Origin of the sequence: Mesorhizobium sp. dw_380 (assembly GCF_018588885.1) — a bacterium.
Classification (GTDB): Bacteria; Pseudomonadota; Alphaproteobacteria; order Rhizobiales; family Rhizobiaceae; genus Mesorhizobium.
Genome location: NZ_JAFFIW010000010.1, coordinates 68,917 through 89,939, shown reverse-complemented (window position 1 = coordinate 89,939; position 21,023 = coordinate 68,917). Strand labels below are relative to the sequence as shown.

Below are 21,023 nucleotides of genomic sequence, written 5' to 3'. Positions count from 1 at the left end.
CGCACCTTACCTCAAAAGGGAAACACCCGCACGGTTTGCCGGGCGGGTGTTCCTGCGCGCGATAGCGAGGCCCTTACTTCGGCGGGATGGTCAATGTCGCGCCAAGCGGCAATCGGTGAGGCTCAAAGCCCTTGTTGGCGCCCGAAATGACCTTCCACTTGGTCGCGTCGCCATAAGCCTTCTTGGCCAGATCCCAGTAGGTGTCGCCGGTAACGATGACATGGCTGCCCGTGGCTGGTACCGCTTCAGCTGGCTTTGCCGGTTCGGCAGGCTTCGCGGGTTCTGCCTGCGCAGGTGTCGCCGGTGCAGGAGCAACTTCAGCCGGTTTTGCAGGCTCGGCTGGTGCAGGAGCAGCGGGAGCCGGCGGGGCTGGAGGCGCTGCCTCTGTCGATACGGCAGGCGGTGTGTTGGCGATATTGCCCGAGTTGGCGGGCAGTTCGGGCATTGCCGGGGCCGCGTCCGCGGGCTTTGCGGCGTCAGCCGGTTCGGCAGGCTTGGCCGGCTCGGCGGCGGGAGCCGCCGCTGTTGTCGCGGCGATCTCGGTGATGCGGCCGTCGAGCTTGGGCGTGTAGGGTCGGTGGGCGCCGAGATAATCGGCCACGACCTGTTCGAGGCCGGGGCCGTAGTCGTAGGCGTTCCTGGCCTTTTCGGCGAAGATCTTGTAGCCGTCGCCGCCCTGGCGGACATAATTGTTGGTGGCGACCAGATAGTCCTTGTCGGGCTTGATCGGCGTCCAGGCGCCGTTCTCCATGACCTCGACGGATTTGACGCGGCCGGCATTGGGTGCGACCGACTTGTCGAAGGAATACTTGAGGCCGGCCACCTGCGGGAAGCGGCCGGCGCCGTCCTCGATCTGGCTGAGGCCGTTTTCCAGCCCGGCGACCAGGTCCTTGCCGGAAATCTGGAAGGTTGCCAGCGTGTTCTGGAACGGCAACACGGTCAGCACCTCGCCCATGGTGACGGTGCCCTTGTCGATCGAGGCGCGCAGGCCGCCGCCATTGGAGATGACGATCTCGACGCCCTGTCCCTTGACGCGGTCGAGTATGGCGTCGGAGACGAGGTTGCCCATCGCGCATTCATGGGTGCGGCAGCTCTCGCGGCTGCCGTCGATGACATCGGTGGTCTCGGCCACCTCCTTGTTCTTCAAGGCCTCGATCGGCGCGCCGAGTTCCTTGATGCGGGCGAGCACGGCCGGATCCGGCTTGATCGACTTGTCGAGATAGATCGGATCGCCGTTGGCCGACTTGACGACGCCATTGTCGTCGAACACGACCTTGAACTCGCCGAGATATTTCGAATAGGACGCCGCCTGCACGACCGGCACCTTGTAGCCGCCGGGGTTGTCGACCATCGTCGGGTAGGGGCCTGCCGCCTTCGGATCGGTGTTGGACAAAAGCGTATGGCTGTGGCCGCCGACGACCACATCGATGCCCGGGATCTTGGCGATTATATCGCGCTCCCGGTTGTAGCCGATATGGGTCACCGCGATGATCTTGTTGACGCCTTGCGCCTTCAGCTTCTCGACCTCGGCGGTAATCGACTTGACGTCGTCCTCGATTGCGACGTTGGGGCCGGGGGAGGCGAGTTCGGGTGTGTCATTGGTGACGGCACCGATGATGCCGATCTTCTGGCCGCCGACTTCGACGACGATCGACGGCTTGACGCGATCGCCGAGCTTGGACTGCGCGTTGGCCTTCACATTGGCGCCGAGCACCGGGAACTTGATCATGTCGAGAAACGGTGCCAAGGCCGTCTCGCCGTCGTCGAATTCATGGTTGCCGAGCGCCATCGCGTCGAACTTCATGTCGTTGAGGAACTCGCCTTCGACCTTGCCCTTATAGGTGGTGTAGAACAGCGAGCCCTGGAAATTGTCGCCGGCGCTGAGCAAGAGCACGTTCTGGCCTTCGAGCTTCTTGCGCTCCTGGGCGATCGCGGTGATCAGCCGGCCGGCGCCGCCGATGCATTCACCCTTGGTCTCCTCATCGGCCGAGCAGGTCGATTCATATTTGTTGTTGCCTTCGATGCGGCTGTGCCAGTCGTTGATGTGCAGGATGTTCAATGTGTAGTCGGCAAAGGATGCGCCGGCCGACAGGCCAAGCGTCGATGCGGAAAGGGCGGCAATGGCGGCAAGCTTCTTCATCTTCGTCTCCCGGTAGGCCGATCAGAGGCGTTTAACGCTCTTGCTTGACTGGGTATAACAGCCAGCGTTTCGACCATGTTCCCATCGCATTCCGGCTGGCGCAAGCGGAAATGCCGAGCGGATTCGCAAGCGCAAAACCTGGGGTATTTGCCGGCGTAAAAAAACGGCGGCCAGTTGGCCGCCGTCTCGATAAGTCCAATGTTGGCCGGTTCAGGCGCGCCGCGTCAGCACGAAGTTCTGGCCGGACGAACTGGTGCAGTTCAGCTGGCTGGTGGACACCATCAGGCAGTTGAAGCTGACCGGCGTCTGGCGGATCAGCGACGTGCCGTTGATCTCGACAGATGTGGCGCCGGTCATGGTGTAGCTACCATCGGCGAGCTTCTGGCCGGTATCGGTCGCGACGGTCGTGAACTTGCCGCCGGTGAAGGTCGACAGGCCCGTGCCCTTGGCATCGATCCAGGAGCCCTCGACGCCTTTCGGCGCGGCTGCCATGGGCGGCTGGTCCGGGCCGCTCGTGGCACAGGCAGCGAGCATCGAGGCAACGGCACCCGCCATGCCCATCGAAAGAACTTTGCGCGCAATAATCATATGAAATCCCTCTCCAAACGCCTCGGCCCAAAAATCGGATTCGATTTCTGGAAGGCACGAAGCGAACGTCCAAACTGCTGGAGCGGCTGCGCGTCCGACGGGACGCGCGCTGCTCCAGGCCGCATCTCTTCAATCGCCCGATTTCCGGGCGATTGCAAGGCAATGGCGCATGGTGCGCAGGGTGCTATCGGACGAGGATGTTGCGGAATTGCCACGGGTCGCTGCGGTCGAGGTCTTCCGGGAAGAGGCCCGGACGTCTGTCGAGCGGCGTCCAGTCGGTGTAATGTCCCTTGACCGGTCCGAGATAGGGCGACTGCACGTCCAGGCAGCGCTTGTAATCCATCTCGTCGGCTTCGACGATGCCGGCCTCCGGATTTTCCAGGGCCCAGACCATGCCGGCCAGGACCGCCGATGTGACCTGCATGCCGGTGGCGTTCTGATAGGGCGCCAGTTTGCGCGCTTCGGCCAGCGACAGCTGCGAGCCATACCAGTAGGCATTCTTGTCGTGGCCGTAGAGCAGGACGCCGAGCTCGTCGACGCCGTCGACAAGTTCGTTCTCGTCAAGCACGTGATGCACCGGCTGAGGCTTGCCGGCGGCGCCGAACATCTCGTCCAGTGACAGCATCGCGTCGTTGCAGGGATGGTAGGCGTAGTGGCAGGTCGGACGGTACTGGACCTTGCCCTTCTTGGAGCGAACGGTGAAGAAATCGGCGATCGAGATCGACTCGTTGTGCGTCACCAGCAGACCGTATTGCTCGCCCGGCGTTGGGCACCAGGAGCGCACGCGCGTGTTGGCGCCTGGCTGCTCCAGATAGATCGCGGCCTTGGAACCGTGCTTGTGCTTCTTGCCGTTCTTCGGCATCCACTTCTCATGCGTGCCCCAGCCGAGTTCGGCCGGCTGCAATCCCTCCGAGATGAAGCCCTCGACCGACCAGGTGTTCCAGAACACATCCATCGGCTTCGGCTTCTTGGTGCGCTGGGTGTCGCGCTCGGCGATGTGGATGCCCTTGACGCCGGCCTTCTTCATCAGCTTGGCCCAGCCCTCGCGGTCTTCCTGCGCGGGCTCCGAGAACTCCATACCAAGATCGGTGGCGAGATTGACCAGCGCCTGCTTGACGAACCACGAGACCATCCCGGGATTGGCACCGCAGGTAGAGACCGCGGTCGCGCCGCCGGGCTTGTCGTGCTTTTCCTTGATGAGCGCCTCGCGCAGCGCGTAGTTGGAGCGGCTGGCATTGTCGGCCTTGGTGTCGAAATAGAAGCCGAGCCACGGCTCGACGACGGTGTCGATGTAGAGCACGCCGAGCTTGCGGCAGAGCCGCATCAGGTCCACCGAGCCGGTATCGACCGACAGGTTGACGCAGAAACCCTGGCCGCCGCCATTGGTCAGAAGCGGGGTCAGCAGCTTCTTGTAGTTCTTCTCGGTCACGGCGTCCTGCATGAAGGTGATGCCACGCTCGTCGAGCAGCTTGCGGTCGGTGTCGCGCGGATCAAGCACCGTCATGCGCGACTTGTCGAATTTGAAATGGCGTTCGATGAGCGGCAGCGTGCCCCGTCCGATCGAGCCGAAGCCGATCATCACCACAGGGCCGGTGATCTCACCGTAAACGGGCCAGTTTTCATTCGCCATTTTATCGAGCACTCCTCAAAACCCAGCAAACCGGGAAAACACATGCAAAACCGGGCATCTCTGCCCGGCGGCCATGCGCTACATCACAGATCATTGTCATAAACCAGCGAAAAGAGCCAACCTGTGACTAGCCGTCCTTGGCCATGTGGTTAAGGAAGGCGACCAGCCGATCGCGGTCCGACGTCAGGCCCTTGTAATCGAGTTGAGCGAGGTCGAGCGCCTGGAGTTGGGAGGCGAAGGACAGCGCGAGCGTCGCCCTGTCAGGATGCCGCGCCAGCACGGCGAGCGGGTCGAGGTGGATGCGGATGGTGAACAGGATATCGAGCGAAGAAGGCAGCTTGCGCAGCGTCTGCCGCTCAACCCGGATGAAGGCATGAGCGTCGATGTCTCCGTCCGGAAACCGCGACGGGCGGCTGGTGGCGCGGTCGGTGCGCTGGAGGTCGGAGAGCGGATGGTAGAGCGCATCGCCTGACTGGATCGACCAGTTGTAGCGTTCGACCGCCTGCCCCTGCAGGCCGTCGAACATGCGGTTGATGAGTTCGGCTGGCCGGGTTCCGGGACCAAAACCCGGTACCGGGGCGTGGATCTGCTGCAGCGGCTTGCCGAATTTTTCGAGCAGCGACCAGGACGAGGGAAAGCACAGCGAACCCGCGGCAAGCCGCCAGCCGCTGGCGTCGCGGCGCATCAGGATCAAATCCTCCTGGACGAGCAGCGAGGCCGCGACGAGTGGGGCGTCGCCGGGACCGGCAGGGACGGTGGGATGGCTCGCGGCGCCCACGACCTCGATGCCCGTATCGGTGCGGCGATGAGTGCCCGGAAATCGCTCCGGCAAATATGCGCCGAGCAATTCCAGCACTTCCCGCTGCGCGTCGCGCGTACCGTCCTCCTCGACGAAAACCCGCTCGGAAATTTCGGCATAGAGCCGGCGCTTTTCGTTGAGGTAGCGCACAAGATGGCCGTCGACCTCGATCCAGTTCGCGGGATCGAGCGGCTTCAGCCCGATGCTGAAGAGCGTCGAGGAACCATCATAGGGCGTGTGGGTGGGCAGCGCCTCGGCCAAGCTCATGCTTCCCTGAACGGATCCAGGCCGGGGGCGGTCATCCTGGCCAGGAATTCGGTGACGTCGTAGTCGGCCGCACCCGCCTTGGCGAAGGGGTCCGCCGCCAGCCTGGCGTCGAGGACCTCGCGCGAGCCATGCGCGATGATGATGCCGCCGGTCCTCGGCTTCTTGGGTCCGGAGGCAATGAAGAGGCCTTCCGCATAGCAGGCTTTCAGCCATTCGACATGTGCCGCCTGCAATTGGTCGATCTCGGTCAAGGGCACCTTGTAGTTCAGCGAAACGACGAACATGGCATTCCTTCGGTTGGGGCTCTCAGGCAAGTCTGGCGGGGATCAGCCCGCGCAGCGAATTGCCGACGAACAAGTTCTTGGCAGATTTCAACTCATCGAAGCTGTAGATCGCTTCAGCCGCTCGGCCTTCGTCCAGAAGCTCGGCGCGCAATACGCCAGGCAGCAGGCCGCAGTCGAGCCGGGGCGTCGCCAGCACGCCGTCGCCGAAATCGGCGAAGACATTGGTGATCGTGCCTTCGCAGATCTCGCCGCGCTCATTGGCCAGGATCACTTCGTCGGCTTGGGTGACGAGATATTCGGAGCGGGCATGCGTGTAGAGCTGCCGCAGGCTGGTCTTGTGGCGCAGCAGCATATTGCTGGAATCGAGCCTTGTCCGTGCCAGCCGCAGCACCCAGACCTTGTCGGCGGCGAGCGATTCATAGGGTTGCGCGGAGGCGCTCGCCTCGCCTCGGCGCGACAAAGCGAGCCGCGTGCGCATGGCGACGGGGGAGCCGCCGACCGCACTGCTCAGCGCCTCACCGATCTTGCGGGGATCATGGCTGAAGCCCAATTCCGCCGCCGACGCATAAAGGCGCGCAAGGTGGCGATCGAAGCGGAGGAAACCTTTCTCCGGCTCCCAGCGCATGGTCTCGATCAGCTCGAAATCGGCGGCGTCCCCGTCGCGAAGCGGGCTTTGAGCAGACACTCCTGATACTCCTCTTGCGCCGTCGAATCGAAGACGATGCCGCCACCGATATTGTAGACGGCCTCGCCACTGGCAAAGAGCGATATGGTACGGATCGCCACGGAAAAGCGCATGGTGCCGCCGGGTGCGATCCAGCCGATGGCGCCGCAATAGACGTCGCGCGGCGTGCCCTCCAGATCGTGCAGGATCTCCATGGCGCGGATCTTCGGCGCTCCGGTGATCGAGCCGCAGGGAAACAAAGCCGCGAAGACCTGGCGAATGGTGAGGCCCGGCAGCAGCTTCGCCCTGACGTCGCTCACCATCTGGTGAACGGTTGGATAGCTCTCGATGCGGAACAGCGCCGGCACCTCCAGCGTGCCGACCTCGCTGATCAGCGAGATGTCGTTGCGCAAGAGGTCGACGATCATCCGGTTCTCGGCCTGGTTCTTCTCGTCGTTGCGCAGGAAATTCTTTTGCCGCCTGTCCTCGTCCTTGGTCGCGCCGCGTGGTGCGGTGCCCTTCATCGGATGGGTCTCGATCATGCCTTCGGCATCGATCTCGAAGAACAATTCGGGCGAGCGCGACAGCACGATCGGATCACCGAGCGCGACCAGCGCGCCATATTTCACCGGCTGGCGTTCGGTCAGCGCATCGAAGGCGGCAAGCGGATCGCCGGACCATTGTGCCTGCACCGGGAAGGTCAAATTGCCCTGGTAGCAATCGCCCTGCCTGATGTGCTGATGCAGCCGTGAGAAACGCTTTTCATAATCCTCGAACGACCAGGCTGCTCTTGCATCGAAGATCGGACCGTTGGTCGCCGCTGCGTTGCGCGGCGGCACCGCTTCTTCGACCGGAGCATCGAAAACGCCGAGGCAGACCAGCGGAGCGCGGCGTTTGCCCGGCAGCAAGGGAACGAGCTTCGGCTCGAGCAGATAGCCCGCCTCGTAGGAGAAATAGCCAGCCAGCCACTTGCCGGCATCGTGCGCGGCCTGCGCTGCGTCCAATGCCGCCGGAAAGTCCTTTGCCGCATGCGCCACGATGATATTGGCCGGCCGGTCGAAAACGAGCTGGCGCGCGCTTTCGTCGTTGCGGAAAATGGCGGCGGGCAGGGACATGGGACTCTGGTGCTGCGGTCAATGAAGCCGTTGACCGCTCTATATGGGGGGCCGTTCGCGCGCAATCGAGGGAACGGCACGCTGCCACTCAAAGCCGACCTCCGGTGGCCTCGTCCGCTAAAACAAACCGGCGGCGCCATGGCGCCGCCGATTGCATAATCGCTGTCTCTATTGATCGCTCAAGTGTTGCTGGCTGTCCCCGCTGTCGGAAACTGCTTGGCGAACTCCTTCTCGTTGCCGGCGGCGAGCAGCTTCGCCTGCTCGATCCAACGCTCACGTGCGATGCGGCCGTCGAAATTCATCACGTCCTCGATCCGCTTGATGTCGGCGGCGGTCCAGGCGGCGATCTGGGCGAAGCTGGTGACGCCTTGCGCCTTGAGCAGTTTCTCGTTGACCGGGCCGATGCCGATCAGCCGGCGCAGATTGTCGGGCTTGCCGGATGCGGCGTTGGCCGCCGCCGGCGAGGCCTTCTTTGCCGCTGCGGCCTTGGGAGCGGCTGCGCTCTTGGTTGCCGAGCCAGTGGCCGCGGATTTGCTCGCCGCAGGCTTGGCTGGAGCCTTGGCCGCCGCGGGCTTTGCCGGGGCCGGTTTGGCCGGTGCAGACTTGGCCGCGGGAGCGGACTTGGCCGCGGCCGGCGTCGACTTCAGGGCGGCCGACGGTTGACCGGCAGCCTTTGCCGCGCCGGCTCCGGTGGAAGCCTGCGCATCGCGCAGCTGGCGCTCGAGATCGGAGCGGGTCTTGCCGCATGCATTCAGTTCGCCGGTCAGGCGGTCGCTGTCGGCACGCAGCCGGTCGCGCTCGCTGCGGGTGCGGTCGAGGTCGCCGCGCAGGCTATCGAGCTCACCACGCAGGCGACCCCAGAGGAACCAGCCAACCAACACGCCTACCAGGAACGCCAGGATCACATATAGAAAAGTGCCCATTGTCTCTCTCCAGTCAGATCCGTCTGCCGTGGGTCACGACCTTCGGCGATGGACCACTCGATAATGGCTCCGCGGGTTCGCAGAACAGCCGGCTTCGATTCGAGCGGTCGGCAATCGGCTTTGCTTGCCCATGGCCAACGGCCGTTGTCGCGTTCGCCTGAGCGTCACGATCGGCTGAGACTTTTCCCTCGCCGATCCGCATGCGCTCCGGCTGAGCTTGGAGCGAAGGCTACCATAGAGCTTACGGAAAGCTATCGGAAAACATTCGTGGAGAGTTCTTCAAGAACAAATATTTAGCGCAAGAATAGCACCGTGCGAACATGCATTCCGGCTAAACTGTTCTTCGCAGGCGAGAGGCGTTTCAGCCGTCGAGGGATTCCAGTTCGTCGATCAGGCCGCCGATCACTCCCAGCCCGATCTGCCAGAAGGCCGGGTCGGTGGCGTCGAGGCCGAAGGGCGCCAGAAGCTGCGAATGATGCTTGGTGCCGCCGGCGCGCAGCATCTCGAAATACTTGTCCTGAAAGCCGCGCTCGGCATTCTGGTAGACCGCGTAGAGCGAGTTCACCAGGCAGTCGCCGAAAGCATAGGCGTAGACGTAGAAGGGCGAGTGGACGAAGTGCGGGATGTAGGTCCAGAACACCTCGTAACCCTCGCGCAACTTGATCGCGGGGCCGAGGCTTTCTGCCTGTACTTCCAGCCAGAACTGGCCGAGCCTGTCGGACGTCAGTTCGCCGTTGCGGCGCTCGGCATGCACCTTGCGCTCGAACTCATAGAAGGCGATCTGGCGCACCACCGTGTTGATCATGTCCTCGACCTTCTGGGCGAGCATGGCCTTGCGTTCGCGCCGATCGGTGGTCCGCTCCAGCAGCGATCGGAAGGTCAGCATCTCGCCGAAGACGGAGGCTGTCTCGGCCAATGTCAGCGGCGTCGAGGCCATCAGCGCGCCCTGGCCGGCGGCCAGCACCTGATGCACGCCATGGCCGAGCTCATGCGCCAGCGTCATCACATCGCGCGGCTTGCCCATGTAGTTGAGCAGAACATAGGGATGCGCAGACGGCACGGTCGGATGGGCAAAGGCGCCCGGCGACTTGCCCGGGCGCACCGGCGCGTCGATCCAGTTGCGGTCGAAGAAGGTGCGCGCAATCTCGGCCATCTCCGGCGAGAAGCGCTGATAGGCCGACAGGACGGTGTTCCTGGCTTCGTCCCAGCCGATCACCGCCTGCGGCGTCTCCGGCAGCGGCGCATTGCGGTCCCAGTGGTTCATCACCTCCATGCCGAGCCAACGCGCCTTCATCTTGTAGTAGCGATGCGACAGGCGCGGATAGGCTTCGCGCACCGCGGTGGCGAGCGCATCGACCACGCCGCGCTCGACCCGATTGGCGAGATGGCGGGAATCGGCAATGTCCTCGAAGCCGCGCCAGCGGTCGGATATTTCCTTGTCCTTGGCCAGCGTGTTGGTGATCAGGGTGAAGGTGCGCAAATTCTTGCGGAAGGTCGCGGCCAGTGCCTCGGAGGCGCGGCGGCGCACCTCGCCATCGGCATCCTGCAGGCGGTTGAGCGCCGGTTCCAGCGTCAATTCCTCGCCATCGATGTCGAAGCGAAGGTCGGTCATCGTCTCGTCGAACAGGCGGTTCCAGGCGCCACGCCCGGTGATCGACTTCTCGTGGAAAAGCTGCTCGACACGATCCTCGAGCTGGTAGGGCTTGTCCATTCTGAGGTCGAGCACCCACGGCCGGTAGTGCCCGAAAGCGGGATCGGCGGCCAAGGCAACCTCGATCGCGGCATCGTCGATCAGGTTCAGTTCGAGCGCGAAGAACAGAAGATGCGCGCTGGCGTCGGTCATCTTCTCCTGGATGTCGCCATAGAGCTTGGCGCGCTGCGGATCGGCGGTGTTGCCGGCATAGATCAGGCCGGCATAGGAGACGATGCGGCCGATCAGTTCCTCCAGCGCTTCATAGGCGACGAGCGCCTCGCCCAGCCTGCCGGCGTTGCCGCGCCCAGCCTCGGCGGCGAGCGTTCCCTTCCAGCGGGTCTCGAAAGCGATCGCGTCGGCGGTGGCCTTGGCGATGTCACGCTTCAGTTCCGGCGCGTCCATGCCGGCATAGAGGTCGGCAAGGTTCCATTCCGGCAGATCGCCAAGCTCGGCCGCGCCCTGACCGGACGCTGGTGCCGCAAGCCGCCGACCAAACATCATGCGCATCGACAATACCTTCCGTGAATCAAGTGGCCAGAATCAAGTGGCTGGAATCAAGGGGGAATGGAGAAGCCGGTCAAATCCTAAGGAATTCGTTCACCGGGTTTTTTGAAACCTTATTTAGAACCGTGTGCCAAGATGATCCATGGGGATTTCGGGCGCGGGCAAATCAAGACAGTCATGACAGGTTCCATACTCATAGTCGATGACGATCCCGTGCAGCGCCGGCTGCTCGAGGCCGCGGTGACGCGGTTCGGCCACACGGCAATCGTCGCCGAGGGCGGTGCAGCCGGCCTCGAAGTGCTCGACGGGCCTGGCGCCCGCGACGTCTCGGTCGTGATCCTCGACCTGGTCATGCCCGGCCTCGACGGCATTGGCGTGCTGAAGGCGATGCGCGAACGCGACATCACCGTTCCCGTCATCGTGCAGACCGCCCAGGGCGGCATCGAAACCGTGGTTTCGGCAATGCGCCACGGCGCCTTCGATTTCGTCGTCAAACCGGCTTCACCCGACAGGCTGCAGGCCTCGATCGCCAACGCGCTCAAGGTCGAGGCGGTCGAGGGCGAGGTCAAGCGCACGTCGCGCAAGCGCGGCGGACTGCTGACCTTCAAGGACATGATCACCCACAGTCCGGCCATGGACAGGGTGATACGTCTCGGCCAGAAAGCGGCGGCCTCCAACATCCCGATCCTGATCGAAGGCGAATCCGGCGTCGGCAAGGAGCTGGTGGCACGCGCCATCCAGGGCAGCGGCGATCGTCGCTCGAAACCCTTCGTCACCGTCAATTGCGGCGCCATTCCCGACAATCTGGTCGAATCGATCCTGTTCGGCCATGAGAAGGGCTCGTTCACCGGCGCCACCGACAAGCACACCGGCAAGTTCGTCGAAGCGCATTCGGGCACGCTGTTCCTCGACGAAATCGGCGACCTGCCGCTCGACGTGCAGGTCAAGCTGTTGCGGGCCGTGCAGGACGGCGAGGTCGATCCGGTCGGCGGCCGTTCCACCGTCAGGGTCGACATCAGGCTGATTTCGGCGACGCACCGCAACCTCCTGCAGCAGGTCAAGGACGGCAAGTTCCGCGAGGATCTGTTCTATCGGCTGAACGTCTACCCGATCTTCGTGCCGCCGCTGCGCGACCGCCGCGACGACATTCCCCATCTGGTCACGCATTTCATGGAGAAGGTGGCGCCCGCCGACCCGCGCCATCGCCTGCAGGGCATTTCGGCGGCAGCGCTTGCCGTGCTGCAGGCCTATGACTGGCCCGGCAACATAAGGCAGCTGGAAAACGCCGTCTTCCGCGCCTCGGTGCTGTGTGACGGCGATGTGCTTGACGTCGATGATTTTCCGCAGATCCGGGCGCAGGTCGAAGGCACCGTCAATCTCGAAACGGATGGCGACCACGAAACCGATGGTCCTGCGTCACCGCCGCTGGAGCCGCGTGATGAGGATGTCGTGCCCGGCGAGGCTGCTTCGGCAAGCGTGCACGACCAGCCTGCCGGGACGCAACCTCGCTTCGGCACGCTGCGGGCGCTCGACGAACGCGGCAATGTGCGGGCGCTGGCCGACGTCGAATTCGAAATGATCAAGCTCGCCATCGACCACTACAACGGCCAGATGAGTGAAGTCGCGCGCCGCCTCGGCATCGGCCGCTCGACGCTTTACCGCAAGCTCAAGGAATACGGCATCGACCCGGAGACCGGGCGCGTCGACCGCCTCGCTTCCTAGCGCGGATTCCATCTGTTCGTTCGCGCGTGACCTTGTCGGAAAACCACGATTACGCCCCCGCGCAAGGCCGGGACCAGCCTGCAATGGCAGAACGGAGCCGTATCGGGCTTTTGGCGGCAATGCGGCAGTCCTGTGAACAGGCTTGTTCACGCATTAAGGCTAACGGTAACAGATCGTGTTTCGGGTAAAGCCGGAAATGTGATCTAAACCAGCGGTTTACCAAGAAATCTTGTGAACAATTTTTGACGGGATATCGCCATGGTCTTACCGCATTTCGGCTTCAATAAGCGATGATTAACCATTAGGATCAATATTCGGATGTGAAAACGACACGTCCGTTTGGGCAAATCCGGGGACAAACGGCAGCCTGCAAGGCCTTTTGATTTGAACAGAATCGAACGACTCACAAACGGGCGTCATGATCATTTGAGCGTCTGGCCGAGATGGCTGGCGGCGGTGATTGTCGCATTTGGTTTTGTTGCCGCGGCCGCCACGGGCGCCCAGGCCGAAGTTCGTACGCTGAAGCTCTATCATCTCCACACCCACGAGAAGGCCGAGATCGTCTACAAACGCAACGGCCGTTACGTTCCCGAGGGCCTGAGGAAGATCAACATCATCCTGCGCGATTGGCGCCGCAACGAGCCGACCAAGATGGATCCGCGCCTGCTGGATCTGGTCTGGGAGGCATATCGGGAAAGCGGCGCCACCGATTATATACAGGTCGTCTGCGGCTACCGTTCGCCGGCGACCAACTCGATGCTGCGCAGCCGCAGCCGGGGTGTCGCCGAGAAGAGCCAGCATATGCTGGGCAAGGCGATGGATTTCTACATTCCCGGCGTGCCGCTGAAGAAGCTGCGCAACATCGGCCTCAAAATGCAGGGCGGTGGCGTCGGCTACTATCCGACCTCCGGTTCGCCGTTCGTCCATATGGATGTCGGCAATGTGCGCCACTGGCCCGGCATCAGCCGCCAGGAACTGGTCGGCCTGTTCCCCAACGGCAAGACGCTGCATGTGCCGAGCGACGGCCGGCCGCTGCCCGGCTATGAACAGGCGCTCGCCTCCTACAAGGCGCGCAAGGGCTCCGGCACACCCAACATCGAACTGGCCAGCGCCGGCGGCAGCGGCAAGAAATCCGGCGGGTTCCTCTCTGCCCTCTTCGGTGGTGGCGGCGACGACGAGGCCGACGACAGCGCCGATGTCGAGACCGCTTCGGCTGCCCCGGCGCCCAAGGCTGGAAACCTGAAGCCGGGCGCGACCGCCAAGAGCAGCAACCTGCCGGGCATCGCTATCGTCGCGCCCGAGAAAGCGCAGCGCGCCGAAATTCCGCAGGTCGCCGACGAGCAGGCCCCGGAACCGCAGAAGGACACGCCGGAGACGATTATCGCGGCGCTGCCCGCCAAGGAGATTCCGCTGCCCGATTTCGCACCGCGGCCGAAGGCCGATGTCGGCGCGCAGCCTGAGAATGTACCGTTCACCATGGCGGACGCAACGGCGACCACCGAACAGGCCGTGGCGACCGCCCAGGCGCCGGCGAACATGCCTTTCGGCAAGGCTGATCCATCCGCGGTAGCGGCGGCCGCGGCGGCCGATCCGGCGCAGGTTGCGGTCAATAACATTCCCTTGCCGACTTGGCGTCCCGAACACACGCTGCCGGCGGATCTGGCGTCGCCGCCCAGCAAGGATGTGCTGATGGCGCTGGCGGATACTGCCGAACGCGGCAGCACCGCCACGGATGCGTTCTCGGCACTGCCAACGGCTCGGCCAGAGCCGGCCAAGCCGGACGCCGTCAAGGCCGTTCTCGAAGAGGCCAACGCCCAAATCGGCAATACCAACGCCCAAGTCGGCAATGCGGTCGAATATCAGCTTGCGTCGCTGGCCGAAGAACCGCGCTCGGCGTTCAACGATCCTTCGGGCGTCGATGCCGCATCGCCGCGCCTGGCTGTTGCCGCCCGCCCGGCCGGTTCCGATCCGGCCGCCGCCATCGGCGCCGGCGTGAAGACAACCCGCAAGGAAGCCAGGGCCACCGCCCGCGACCAGAAGCCCGGCCCCAGGGCCATGGTGGTCGCCGCGGCACCTCAGGCCGCCCGCTGGGCGCTGACCAGCGGCGAGCACGTCGCCACCGTTTCGAGCGCGACGACGGCGCCGGGCTACGCCTACAATATCGTGCATACACCGCCGAGCGAGGTCTATACGGCCGGTTTCCAGCCGAGCAACGAAGTGGGTGACGTCAATCGCTTCACCGGCAATGCCGTCAAATTCATGTCGGTCGCCCGCTTCCAGACCAAGTAGCGAACGGACCAGAATTGGAAGCCGCGCCGGGAGACCCGCGCGGCTTCTTTTTGTCCAAAAAGCGCGATGCACGCGATGCCCCGATCCTGCAGGGTCACGCGCGGCTGAACTTACTCATGAAGCTGGAACGACTTGGCAATTTTCCGCAAGTCGGCCGGGTTTTCCACGCCGTCCGAAGGCGCGTTATTTCGCGAGCTTGCTTGCCGCGCGGGCGAGGGCCTCGATCTCGTCCCACTTGCCCGCCTTGACCATGTCGTCGGGCGCAACCCAGGATCCACCGACACAGATGACGTTTGGCAGGCTGAGGTAGTCGGCGGCGTTCTTGCCGGTGATGCCGCCGGTGGGGCAGAATTTCACGTCGGCGAGCGGCGAGGCGAAGGCCTTCAGCGACGCAATGCCGCCGGACTGCTCGGCCGGGAAGAATTTAAGGAAGCGCAGGCCTGCCTCGCGCGCGGCCATGATCTCGCCGGGTGTGATGGCACCGGGCAGCAGCGGAACCTCGCTATCGGCGGCGGCTGCCAGAAGCTCCCGTGTGATGCCTGGGCTGACGATGAAACGCGAGCCTGCGCTCGCCGCCTCGTCGAATTGCCTGCTGTCCAGAATGGTGCCGGCGCCGACAATGGCTTCCTCGACCTCGGCCGCAACCCGGCGGATCGCTTCCAGCGCATCGGCGGTCCTTAGCGTGATCTCGATTGCCGGCAGGCCGCCACGCGCCAGGGCGCGGGCCAGCGGCACCGCATCAGCAACGTTGGCGATCTTCAACACCGGGATGACCGGCTGGCCATTGAGGAGCGACAGGAGTTTTTCGGTTTTGCTGGGCATCTGTCTCTCCATATCTAGCCACGTCAGCGGCCATTTCAACCGATTAGCAGACGGGCGTTTGCCTGTCCACGAAACCGGTCGCGTCGCGATGTCACGCATCATTGGACAGCTTACTGGCTCTTCCCCGACAGGCCATGACAAGAGGCCGAAGCAGGCCGCCAAACCGTTTCGCCTTGAATCGGCTTTTACGAGCGTCTAGTTGCTCTTGCAATGTCACCGTCCGCTCCATCCCAGCCCGTCCACGTCGCCGCGCTTTACCGGTTTGCCCGGCTCGACGCCTTCGAGACGCTGCGCACGCCGCTCGCGGCTTTCTGCTGCGGACGCGGCATCAAGGGCACGCTGCTCCTGGCGCATGAAGGCATCAACGGCACCGTCGCCGGCAGCGAAGCAGCGATCGCCGAACTCATCGACCATATCGAGGCCATCGACGGACTGTCGGGCCTCGAGGTCAAGTGCAGCGTGGCCACGGAAATGCCGTTCCACCGCATGAAGGTGCGGCTAAAGCGCGAGATCGTCACCATGGGGGTCGAAGACATCGACCCGGCGACGAGCGCCGGCACCTATGTCGCACCGGCCGACTGGAACGCGCTGATTTCCGCACCCGGCACGATCGTCATCGACACGCGCAATGCCTATGAGGTTTCGATCGGCACCTTCAAGGGCGCGGTCGATCCGGCGACCTCGAGCTTTCGCGAATTCCCGGCCTGGGTGGAAGCACACCGGGCGGAGCTCGAAGGCCGCAAGGTGGCGATGTTCTGCACCGGCGGCATCCGCTGCGAGAAGGCGACGGCTTACGTCAAGTCGCTCGGCTTCGAGGACGTGTTCCACCTCAAGGGCGGTATTCTCAAATATCTCGAGGAGGTTCCGGCCGAACAGAGCCTGTGGCAAGGCGAGTGCTTCGTCTTTGACGAGCGGGTTTCGGTATCGCACGGCCTCGCCGAGGGCGACGCGGAGCTCTGCCGCGCCTGCCGTCATCCGCTGACGGCAAGCGAGCTGGCGTCGCCGAAATTTGCCGCCGGCGTCTCTTGCCCGCACTGTTTCGATGTCCGCACCGACGAGGACCGTCAGCGCTATGCAGAGCGCCAGCGGCAGGTCGAGCTTGCGCAGGCGCAGGGCAGGGCTCCGCATATCGGATCCTGACCAAGTACCGCAGTCGCGGCCAGGCGGCTGCCTGTCATTGCAATGCCAGGCTTTGGGACCTACGTCTTCGGCGTTCGAAACCTGCCCGTTCGGCTGGGCAAATGCTGGAGGCACTGAATGTTCGATCCCAAGAAGCTTCTCGACGATCTGCTCGGCTCGCAAATCCCCGGCACCAGCGGCACTGTCCGCGACAAGGCGGGTCAGGCCGTGCAGATGGCCAAGGACAACCCGCTGGCCGCGGGAGCCCTGGCGGCGGTGCTGCTTGGAACAGGTGCCGGCCGGCAAGTGACGGGTGCCGCCGTGAAGCTCGGCGGACTGGCCGCGATCGGCGGCCTCGCCTACAAGGCCTATCAGAACTACAAGGCCGGCAATGCGCCAGAGCAAGCGCCTGCCGCCGGCGAACCGGAATTGCTGCCGCCACCCAAGGACACCGCCTTTCACCCGTCGCAGGCGCCGCAGGGCGAGGATGAGTTCACGCTGACCCTGGTGCGCGCGATGATCTCGGCGGCCAAGGCCGACGGCCATGTCGACGATGAGGAGCGCAAGAAGATCGCCGGCAAGCTCAGCCTTGCGGGGATCGGCCCCGATGCCGAGAAATTCCTGATGGCGGAGCTGGAAAGCCCGCTCGACCTCGATGCGCTGGTCGCTGGTGCCCAAACCGACGCGCAGAAGCTCGAACTCTACACGGCATCGCGCCTCACCATCGATCCCGATACGCGCGCCGAGCGCGGCTATCTCGACCTGCTTGCTGGCCGGCTTGGCCTGCCGGACGCGCTGGTCGACCATGTCGAGGCGACGGTTTCGGCGGCCAAGGTGCCGGTCGCCAAGGCGGGCACCGCGCCCAATCCACGCTGGTAGGTCAAAACGGCACGGGCCCCTTTCCCGCGGTTAACCCCTCGTTAACCCAGGAAGCGCATGATTCTATACAGTCGGACCGGCTTTTCCTCCTCCCAAGCCCGGTTCAGATCAGGGCGGTCGCCAATGACCGCCCTTTTTGTCGGCCGTTGCCGGCATTCTCTGAAAGCCGGATTCCATTTTTCGAGGGCACGCCCCGGCGGCTGCGCTTGCCATCGCTGCCGTCATTTGCGATGCCTTCTCTTCTTGAGCCAGACCCTGAAGATCAAGCGGGCGCGCACGGCGCCGCCGGAGGATATCTGCCATGACCGAGAAAACCGCCATCGTCACCGGCGCCGGCACGGGCATCGGCAAGAGCGTTGCCACGGCGCTGCTCAAGACCGGCTGGAATACGGTGTTCTGCGGGCGCCGCAAGCCGGTGCTGGATGCCGCGATCGCCGAGGCCGGCCGGACCGAGGCCAAGGCATTGGCGGTCGCCTGCGACATCAGCAAGGCGGGTGAGGTCGACGATCTGTTCGAGACGGTGGCGGAAGCTTTTGGCCGTGTCGACCTGCTCTTCAACAATGCCGGCATGGGCTACAAATCGACGCCGATCGACGAGATCCCGGTCGAGGTGTGGAACGATATCGTCGGCGTCAATCTCACCGGCTCGTTCCTGTGCGCCCGCGCTGCCTTCGGCGCCATGCGCAAGCAACGGCCGATGGGCGGCCGCATCATCAACAACGGCTCGGTGTCGGCCTACGCGCCGCGCCCGGGCTCGGTGCCCTATACCGCGACCAAGCATGCCATTACCGGGCTGACCAAGACGCTGGCGCTCGACGGTCGTCCCTATGACATCGCCTGCGGCCAGATCGACATCGGCAACGCGCTGACCGACATGGCGCAGCCGATGACCGTCGGCGTGCCGCAGGCCAATGGCTCGATCGCCGCCGAAGCCGTGATGGACGTCCAGCGCGTCGCCGATGCCGTCGTCCACATGGCCAGCCTGCCGCTCGACGCCAACGTGCTGTTCATGACCGTCATGGCAACGAAGATGCCGTTCGTCGGACGCGGCTGATCATTTCCCCTGCAACGGCACGCCGGGGCGATAGAGCGCGATCGGACGGATCTCGTAGACAGCGGTCGGATTGACGCGGCGAAGGTCGCGGGCGATCGCGATCGCATCGTCGCGCGCGGCGCAGTCGACGACATAGAGACCGAGCAGCTGTTCCTTGGTCTCAGCAAATGGCCCGTCGATGACAGTTCCATCGCCGGGGCCGCGCAAAGTGCAGGCCGATTGGGTCTCGCCAAGCCGTGCCGAGGGGCCGAGGCTGCCGTCGGCATAAAGCCGCTCATTGATCTTGAGCAGTTCGGCCATCAGCGCCGCATCTTCCTGCGGCGTCAGCGCCTTGATCGCGCCTTCCACGTGATAGGCAAGGATTGCATAGAACATCCAGGGCACCCCACTTCGATCCTGATCCGACGACCGTAGCCGTTCTCGACCTGCAGGCACAGTCTTGGCCCTGCGCCTCCCGACGGATCATGACACCCGCCGTGGCAGGCCGCCCGCCACCTTACCTGGCCAGGAACGCGCCGATCCTGTCCAGCGCACGCAAGATGTTTTCCTCGGAGTTGGCGTAGGAAAGCCTGACATAGCCTTCGCCGAGAATGCCGAAATCGGGGCCGCCGATCAGCGCCACGCCGGCCTCGTCGAGCAACGCGGAGGCGAGCTTCTTTGCCTTCCAGCCGGTCTTCGAGACATTGGGAAAGGCATAGAACGCGCCCTTGGGCGTGATGCAGGATATGTTGGGCAAAGCGTTCAGGCCTTCGACGACGATCTTCCTGCGGCGGTCGAAGGCGCGCATCATCTTGTCGACGTCGTCCTGCGGGCCGTCTATGGCCGCGATGCCGGCAAACTGGCTCGGCGCGTTGACGCAGGACCAGCAGTTCACCGCCAGCTTGCGCACCTTGTCGTAGAGATGGGCGCCCTTGTCGCCGTTCGGCCAGATCGACCAGCCCATGCGCCAGCCGGTCATTGCCCAGGTCTTGGACCAGCCGTTGAGCACGATCAGCCGGTCGCGGATCTCAGGGAAACCGAGCAGCGAGCAATGCGTCTCGCCGTCATAGGTCATCACGTCGTAGATCTCGTCGGAGAGGATGGCGATATCAGGGTGCTTCTCCAGCCCCTTGACCAGCTTCTCGATCTCGGCGCGCGGTGTCACGCCACCGGTCGGGTTGGCCGGCGAGTTGAGGATCAGAAGTCTGGTCTTCGAGGTGATCAGGGCCAGCGTCTCCTCGGCGGAGAAGGCAAAGCCGTTCTCCTCGCGCATCGGCACCGGAATGGGTGCCGCACCGGTAAACTCGATCATCGAGCGGTAGATGGGAAAGCCGGGGTCCGGATAGAGGATCTCGGCGCCGGGCTCGCCGAACATCAGGATGGCGGCGAACATGGTCGGCTTGCCGCCGGGCAGGATCATCACGCCCTCGGGCGACACTTCGACGCCGGTGGTGGTCAGCGTGCGCCGCACCACCGCCTCGCGCGTCGCCAAAAGGCCGTTGGCCGGCGTGTAGCCGTGGTGGCCGTCGCGCAGCGCCTTGATCGCGGCCTCGACGATATGCTGCGGCGTCTTGAAGTCGGGTTGGCCGATGCCGAGATTGACGATGTCGCGGCCCTGTTGAGCCAGTGCGGTCGCCCTCGCGAGCACTGCGAAGGCATTTTCCTCGCCGAGACGGTCGAAGGCCGAAATCGTGTGGAGCATTTTTCCCGTCCGTGTGGTTCTTACTGTGGGGTCGCGTTTTTGTGAGCCTTGGCCCGCAAAAGTCAAACGGATTGGAGTCTTTGGTGTCGGAAAATCTCAGGGATTGGCAGCCGCGTCCGCGACCCGAACGCAAGGCGATCGACGGCCGCTATGTCCGGCTTGAACCGCTGAGCGCCGCAAAGCACGGTGATGGCCTGTACGAAGCGTCTTCCGTGTCCGACGTCGACGGCCGCTTCGCCTGGCTGCCTGACTATCCGCCAGAAAGCCGCGCCGCCTTCCAGCCCTGGTTGGACAAGGTCGAGGCGAGCGAGGATCCGCTGTTCTTTGCCGTCATCGACAAGGCCAGCGGCAAGGTCGCCGGGCGCCAGACGCTGATGCGCATCGATCCGGCTTACGGCGTCATCGAGATCGGCAACATCTATTGGGGGCCGCTCATCGCGCGCAAGCCGGCGGCGACCGAAGCGCAGTTCCTGTTCATGAAATACATCTTCGACGAACTCGGCTATCGCCGCTACGAATGGAAGTGCAACAACCGCAACGAGCCGTCGAAGCGGGCGGCGGAGCGGTTCGGTTTCAAATTCGAGGGCATTTTCCGCCAGCATCTCATCGTCAAGGGTGAAAACCGCGACACCGCGTGGTATTCGGTCATCGACAAGGAATGGCCAGCGTTGCGCAAGGCTTATGAAGCCTGGCTCGATCCGGCCAATTTCGACGGCGACGGCCAACAGAAGCGACGGCTCGAGGATTGTCGCGCGGAATTCGGCGCCTGAAGCGCGTCGCGCTTCAAGCCTTTTTGGTTGCATGTCGTCATCCCAAAACCGGGCCACTTTTGGGCGACATGCAAGGGAGT

The 21,023-nt window shown here is 63.9% G+C and carries 18 protein-coding genes; 6 read left to right on the top strand and 12 right to left on the bottom strand.

Going from position 1 to position 21,023, the window contains the following annotated elements:
• Window positions 1-73: 73 nt before the first annotated feature.
• From JT360_RS12895 to JT360_RS12855, 9 genes are all read right to left on the bottom strand, one after another.
• The gene (locus JT360_RS12895) at window positions 74-2,140 is read right to left on the bottom strand and encodes a bifunctional metallophosphatase/5'-nucleotidase (RefSeq protein WP_214471997.1); all 2,067 of its coding nucleotides are present in this window, start codon (window positions 2,138-2,140) and stop codon (window positions 74-76) included.
• Window positions 2,141-2,350: 210 nt separating this feature from the next.
• Window positions 2,351-2,728 (bottom strand): outer membrane lipoprotein Omp10, encoded by a 378-nt coding sequence (omp10, locus tag JT360_RS12890; RefSeq protein WP_214471996.1) that lies wholly within the window; start codon window positions 2,726-2,728, stop codon window positions 2,351-2,353.
• A 184-nt stretch (window positions 2,729-2,912) separates the two neighbouring features.
• Window positions 2,913-4,358 (bottom strand): homospermidine synthase, encoded by a 1,446-nt coding sequence (locus JT360_RS12885; RefSeq protein ID WP_214471995.1) that lies wholly within the window; start codon window positions 4,356-4,358, stop codon window positions 2,913-2,915.
• 127 nt (window positions 4,359-4,485) lie between these two features.
• Complete coding sequence (locus tag JT360_RS12880; RefSeq protein ID WP_214471994.1) at window positions 4,486-5,424, bottom strand: heme-dependent oxidative N-demethylase family protein; 939 nt, start codon at window positions 5,422-5,424, stop codon at window positions 4,486-4,488.
• The gene (locus JT360_RS12875; protein WP_214471993.1) at window positions 5,421-5,708 is read right to left on the bottom strand and encodes a YciI family protein; all 288 of its coding nucleotides are present in this window, start codon (window positions 5,706-5,708) and stop codon (window positions 5,421-5,423) included. The genes JT360_RS12880 and JT360_RS12875 overlap by 4 nt, the downstream gene beginning before the upstream one ends.
• 22 nt (window positions 5,709-5,730) lie before the next feature.
• A complete protein-coding gene (locus JT360_RS12870; RefSeq protein ID WP_214471992.1) occupies window positions 5,731-6,393 on the bottom strand; it encodes an aminotransferase class IV family protein in 663 nt (220 codons plus the stop codon).
• Window positions 6,342-7,487 (bottom strand): aminodeoxychorismate synthase component I, encoded by a 1,146-nt coding sequence (locus tag JT360_RS12865; protein ID WP_214471991.1) that lies wholly within the window; start codon window positions 7,485-7,487, stop codon window positions 6,342-6,344. The genes JT360_RS12870 and JT360_RS12865 overlap by 52 nt, the downstream gene beginning before the upstream one ends.
• 179 nt (window positions 7,488-7,666) lie before the next feature.
• Complete coding sequence (locus tag JT360_RS12860; protein ID WP_214471990.1) at window positions 7,667-8,410, bottom strand: helix-hairpin-helix domain-containing protein; 744 nt, start codon at window positions 8,408-8,410, stop codon at window positions 7,667-7,669.
• A 361-nt stretch (window positions 8,411-8,771) separates the two neighbouring features.
• Window positions 8,772-10,610, bottom strand: a complete 1,839-nt coding sequence (locus tag JT360_RS12855) for a M3 family oligoendopeptidase (protein ID WP_214471989.1) — start codon at window positions 10,608-10,610, stop codon at window positions 8,772-8,774.
• Window positions 10,611-10,784: 174 nt separating this feature from the next.
• On the opposite strand from JT360_RS12855, the gene JT360_RS12850 reads away from it, so the two are divergent.
• Complete coding sequence (locus JT360_RS12850) at window positions 10,785-12,329, top strand: sigma-54-dependent transcriptional regulator (protein ID WP_214471988.1); 1,545 nt, start codon at window positions 10,785-10,787, stop codon at window positions 12,327-12,329.
• Between the two features lie 456 nt (window positions 12,330-12,785).
• Entirely contained in the window at window positions 12,786-14,618 is a 1,833-nt protein-coding gene (locus JT360_RS12845; RefSeq protein WP_352127272.1) for a peptidoglycan L,D-endopeptidase MepK, read from the top strand.
• Window positions 14,619-14,801: 183 nt separating this feature from the next.
• Here the strand turns inward: JT360_RS12845 and JT360_RS12840 are convergent, their stop codons facing one another.
• Window positions 14,802-15,440, bottom strand: coding sequence for a 2-dehydro-3-deoxy-phosphogluconate aldolase (locus JT360_RS12840; protein WP_214471986.1), 639 nt, complete (start codon window positions 15,438-15,440; stop codon window positions 14,802-14,804).
• Between the two features lie 210 nt (window positions 15,441-15,650).
• Here JT360_RS12840 and trhO point away from each other — a divergent pair, with 210 nt between their 5' ends.
• From trhO to JT360_RS12825, 3 genes are all read left to right on the top strand, one after another.
• On the top strand, window positions 15,651-16,580 hold the full coding sequence (trhO, locus tag JT360_RS12835; RefSeq protein WP_214471985.1) for an oxygen-dependent tRNA uridine(34) hydroxylase TrhO: 930 nt from the start codon (window positions 15,651-15,653) through the stop codon (window positions 16,578-16,580).
• A gap of 117 nt (window positions 16,581-16,697) precedes the next feature.
• Window positions 16,698-17,438: a tellurite resistance TerB family protein gene (locus JT360_RS12830; protein ID WP_214471984.1), complete on the top strand. Its 741-nt coding sequence runs from the start codon at window positions 16,698-16,700 to the stop codon at window positions 17,436-17,438.
• A gap of 301 nt (window positions 17,439-17,739) precedes the next feature.
• Window positions 17,740-18,492 (top strand): SDR family oxidoreductase, encoded by a 753-nt coding sequence (locus JT360_RS12825; protein ID WP_214471983.1) that lies wholly within the window; start codon window positions 17,740-17,742, stop codon window positions 18,490-18,492.
• Here JT360_RS12825 and JT360_RS12820 read toward each other — a convergent pair whose 3' ends face one another.
• Together JT360_RS12820 and JT360_RS12815 are read right to left on the bottom strand one after the other, a co-directional pair.
• Window positions 18,493-18,867, bottom strand: coding sequence for a YciI family protein (locus JT360_RS12820; RefSeq protein WP_214471982.1), 375 nt, complete (start codon window positions 18,865-18,867; stop codon window positions 18,493-18,495). It lies immediately after the preceding gene.
• A 121-nt stretch (window positions 18,868-18,988) separates the two neighbouring features.
• The gene (locus tag JT360_RS12815; RefSeq protein ID WP_214471981.1) at window positions 18,989-20,173 is read right to left on the bottom strand and encodes a pyridoxal phosphate-dependent aminotransferase; all 1,185 of its coding nucleotides are present in this window, start codon (window positions 20,171-20,173) and stop codon (window positions 18,989-18,991) included.
• Window positions 20,174-20,256: 83 nt separating this feature from the next.
• Here JT360_RS12815 and JT360_RS12810 point away from each other — a divergent pair, with 83 nt between their 5' ends.
• Window positions 20,257-20,943 carry a GNAT family N-acetyltransferase gene (locus tag JT360_RS12810; protein ID WP_214471980.1) on the top strand — a complete coding sequence of 229 codons (687 nt, stop codon included), beginning with the start codon at window positions 20,257-20,259 and terminating at the stop codon, window positions 20,941-20,943.
• Window positions 20,944-21,023: the final 80 nt, after the last annotated feature.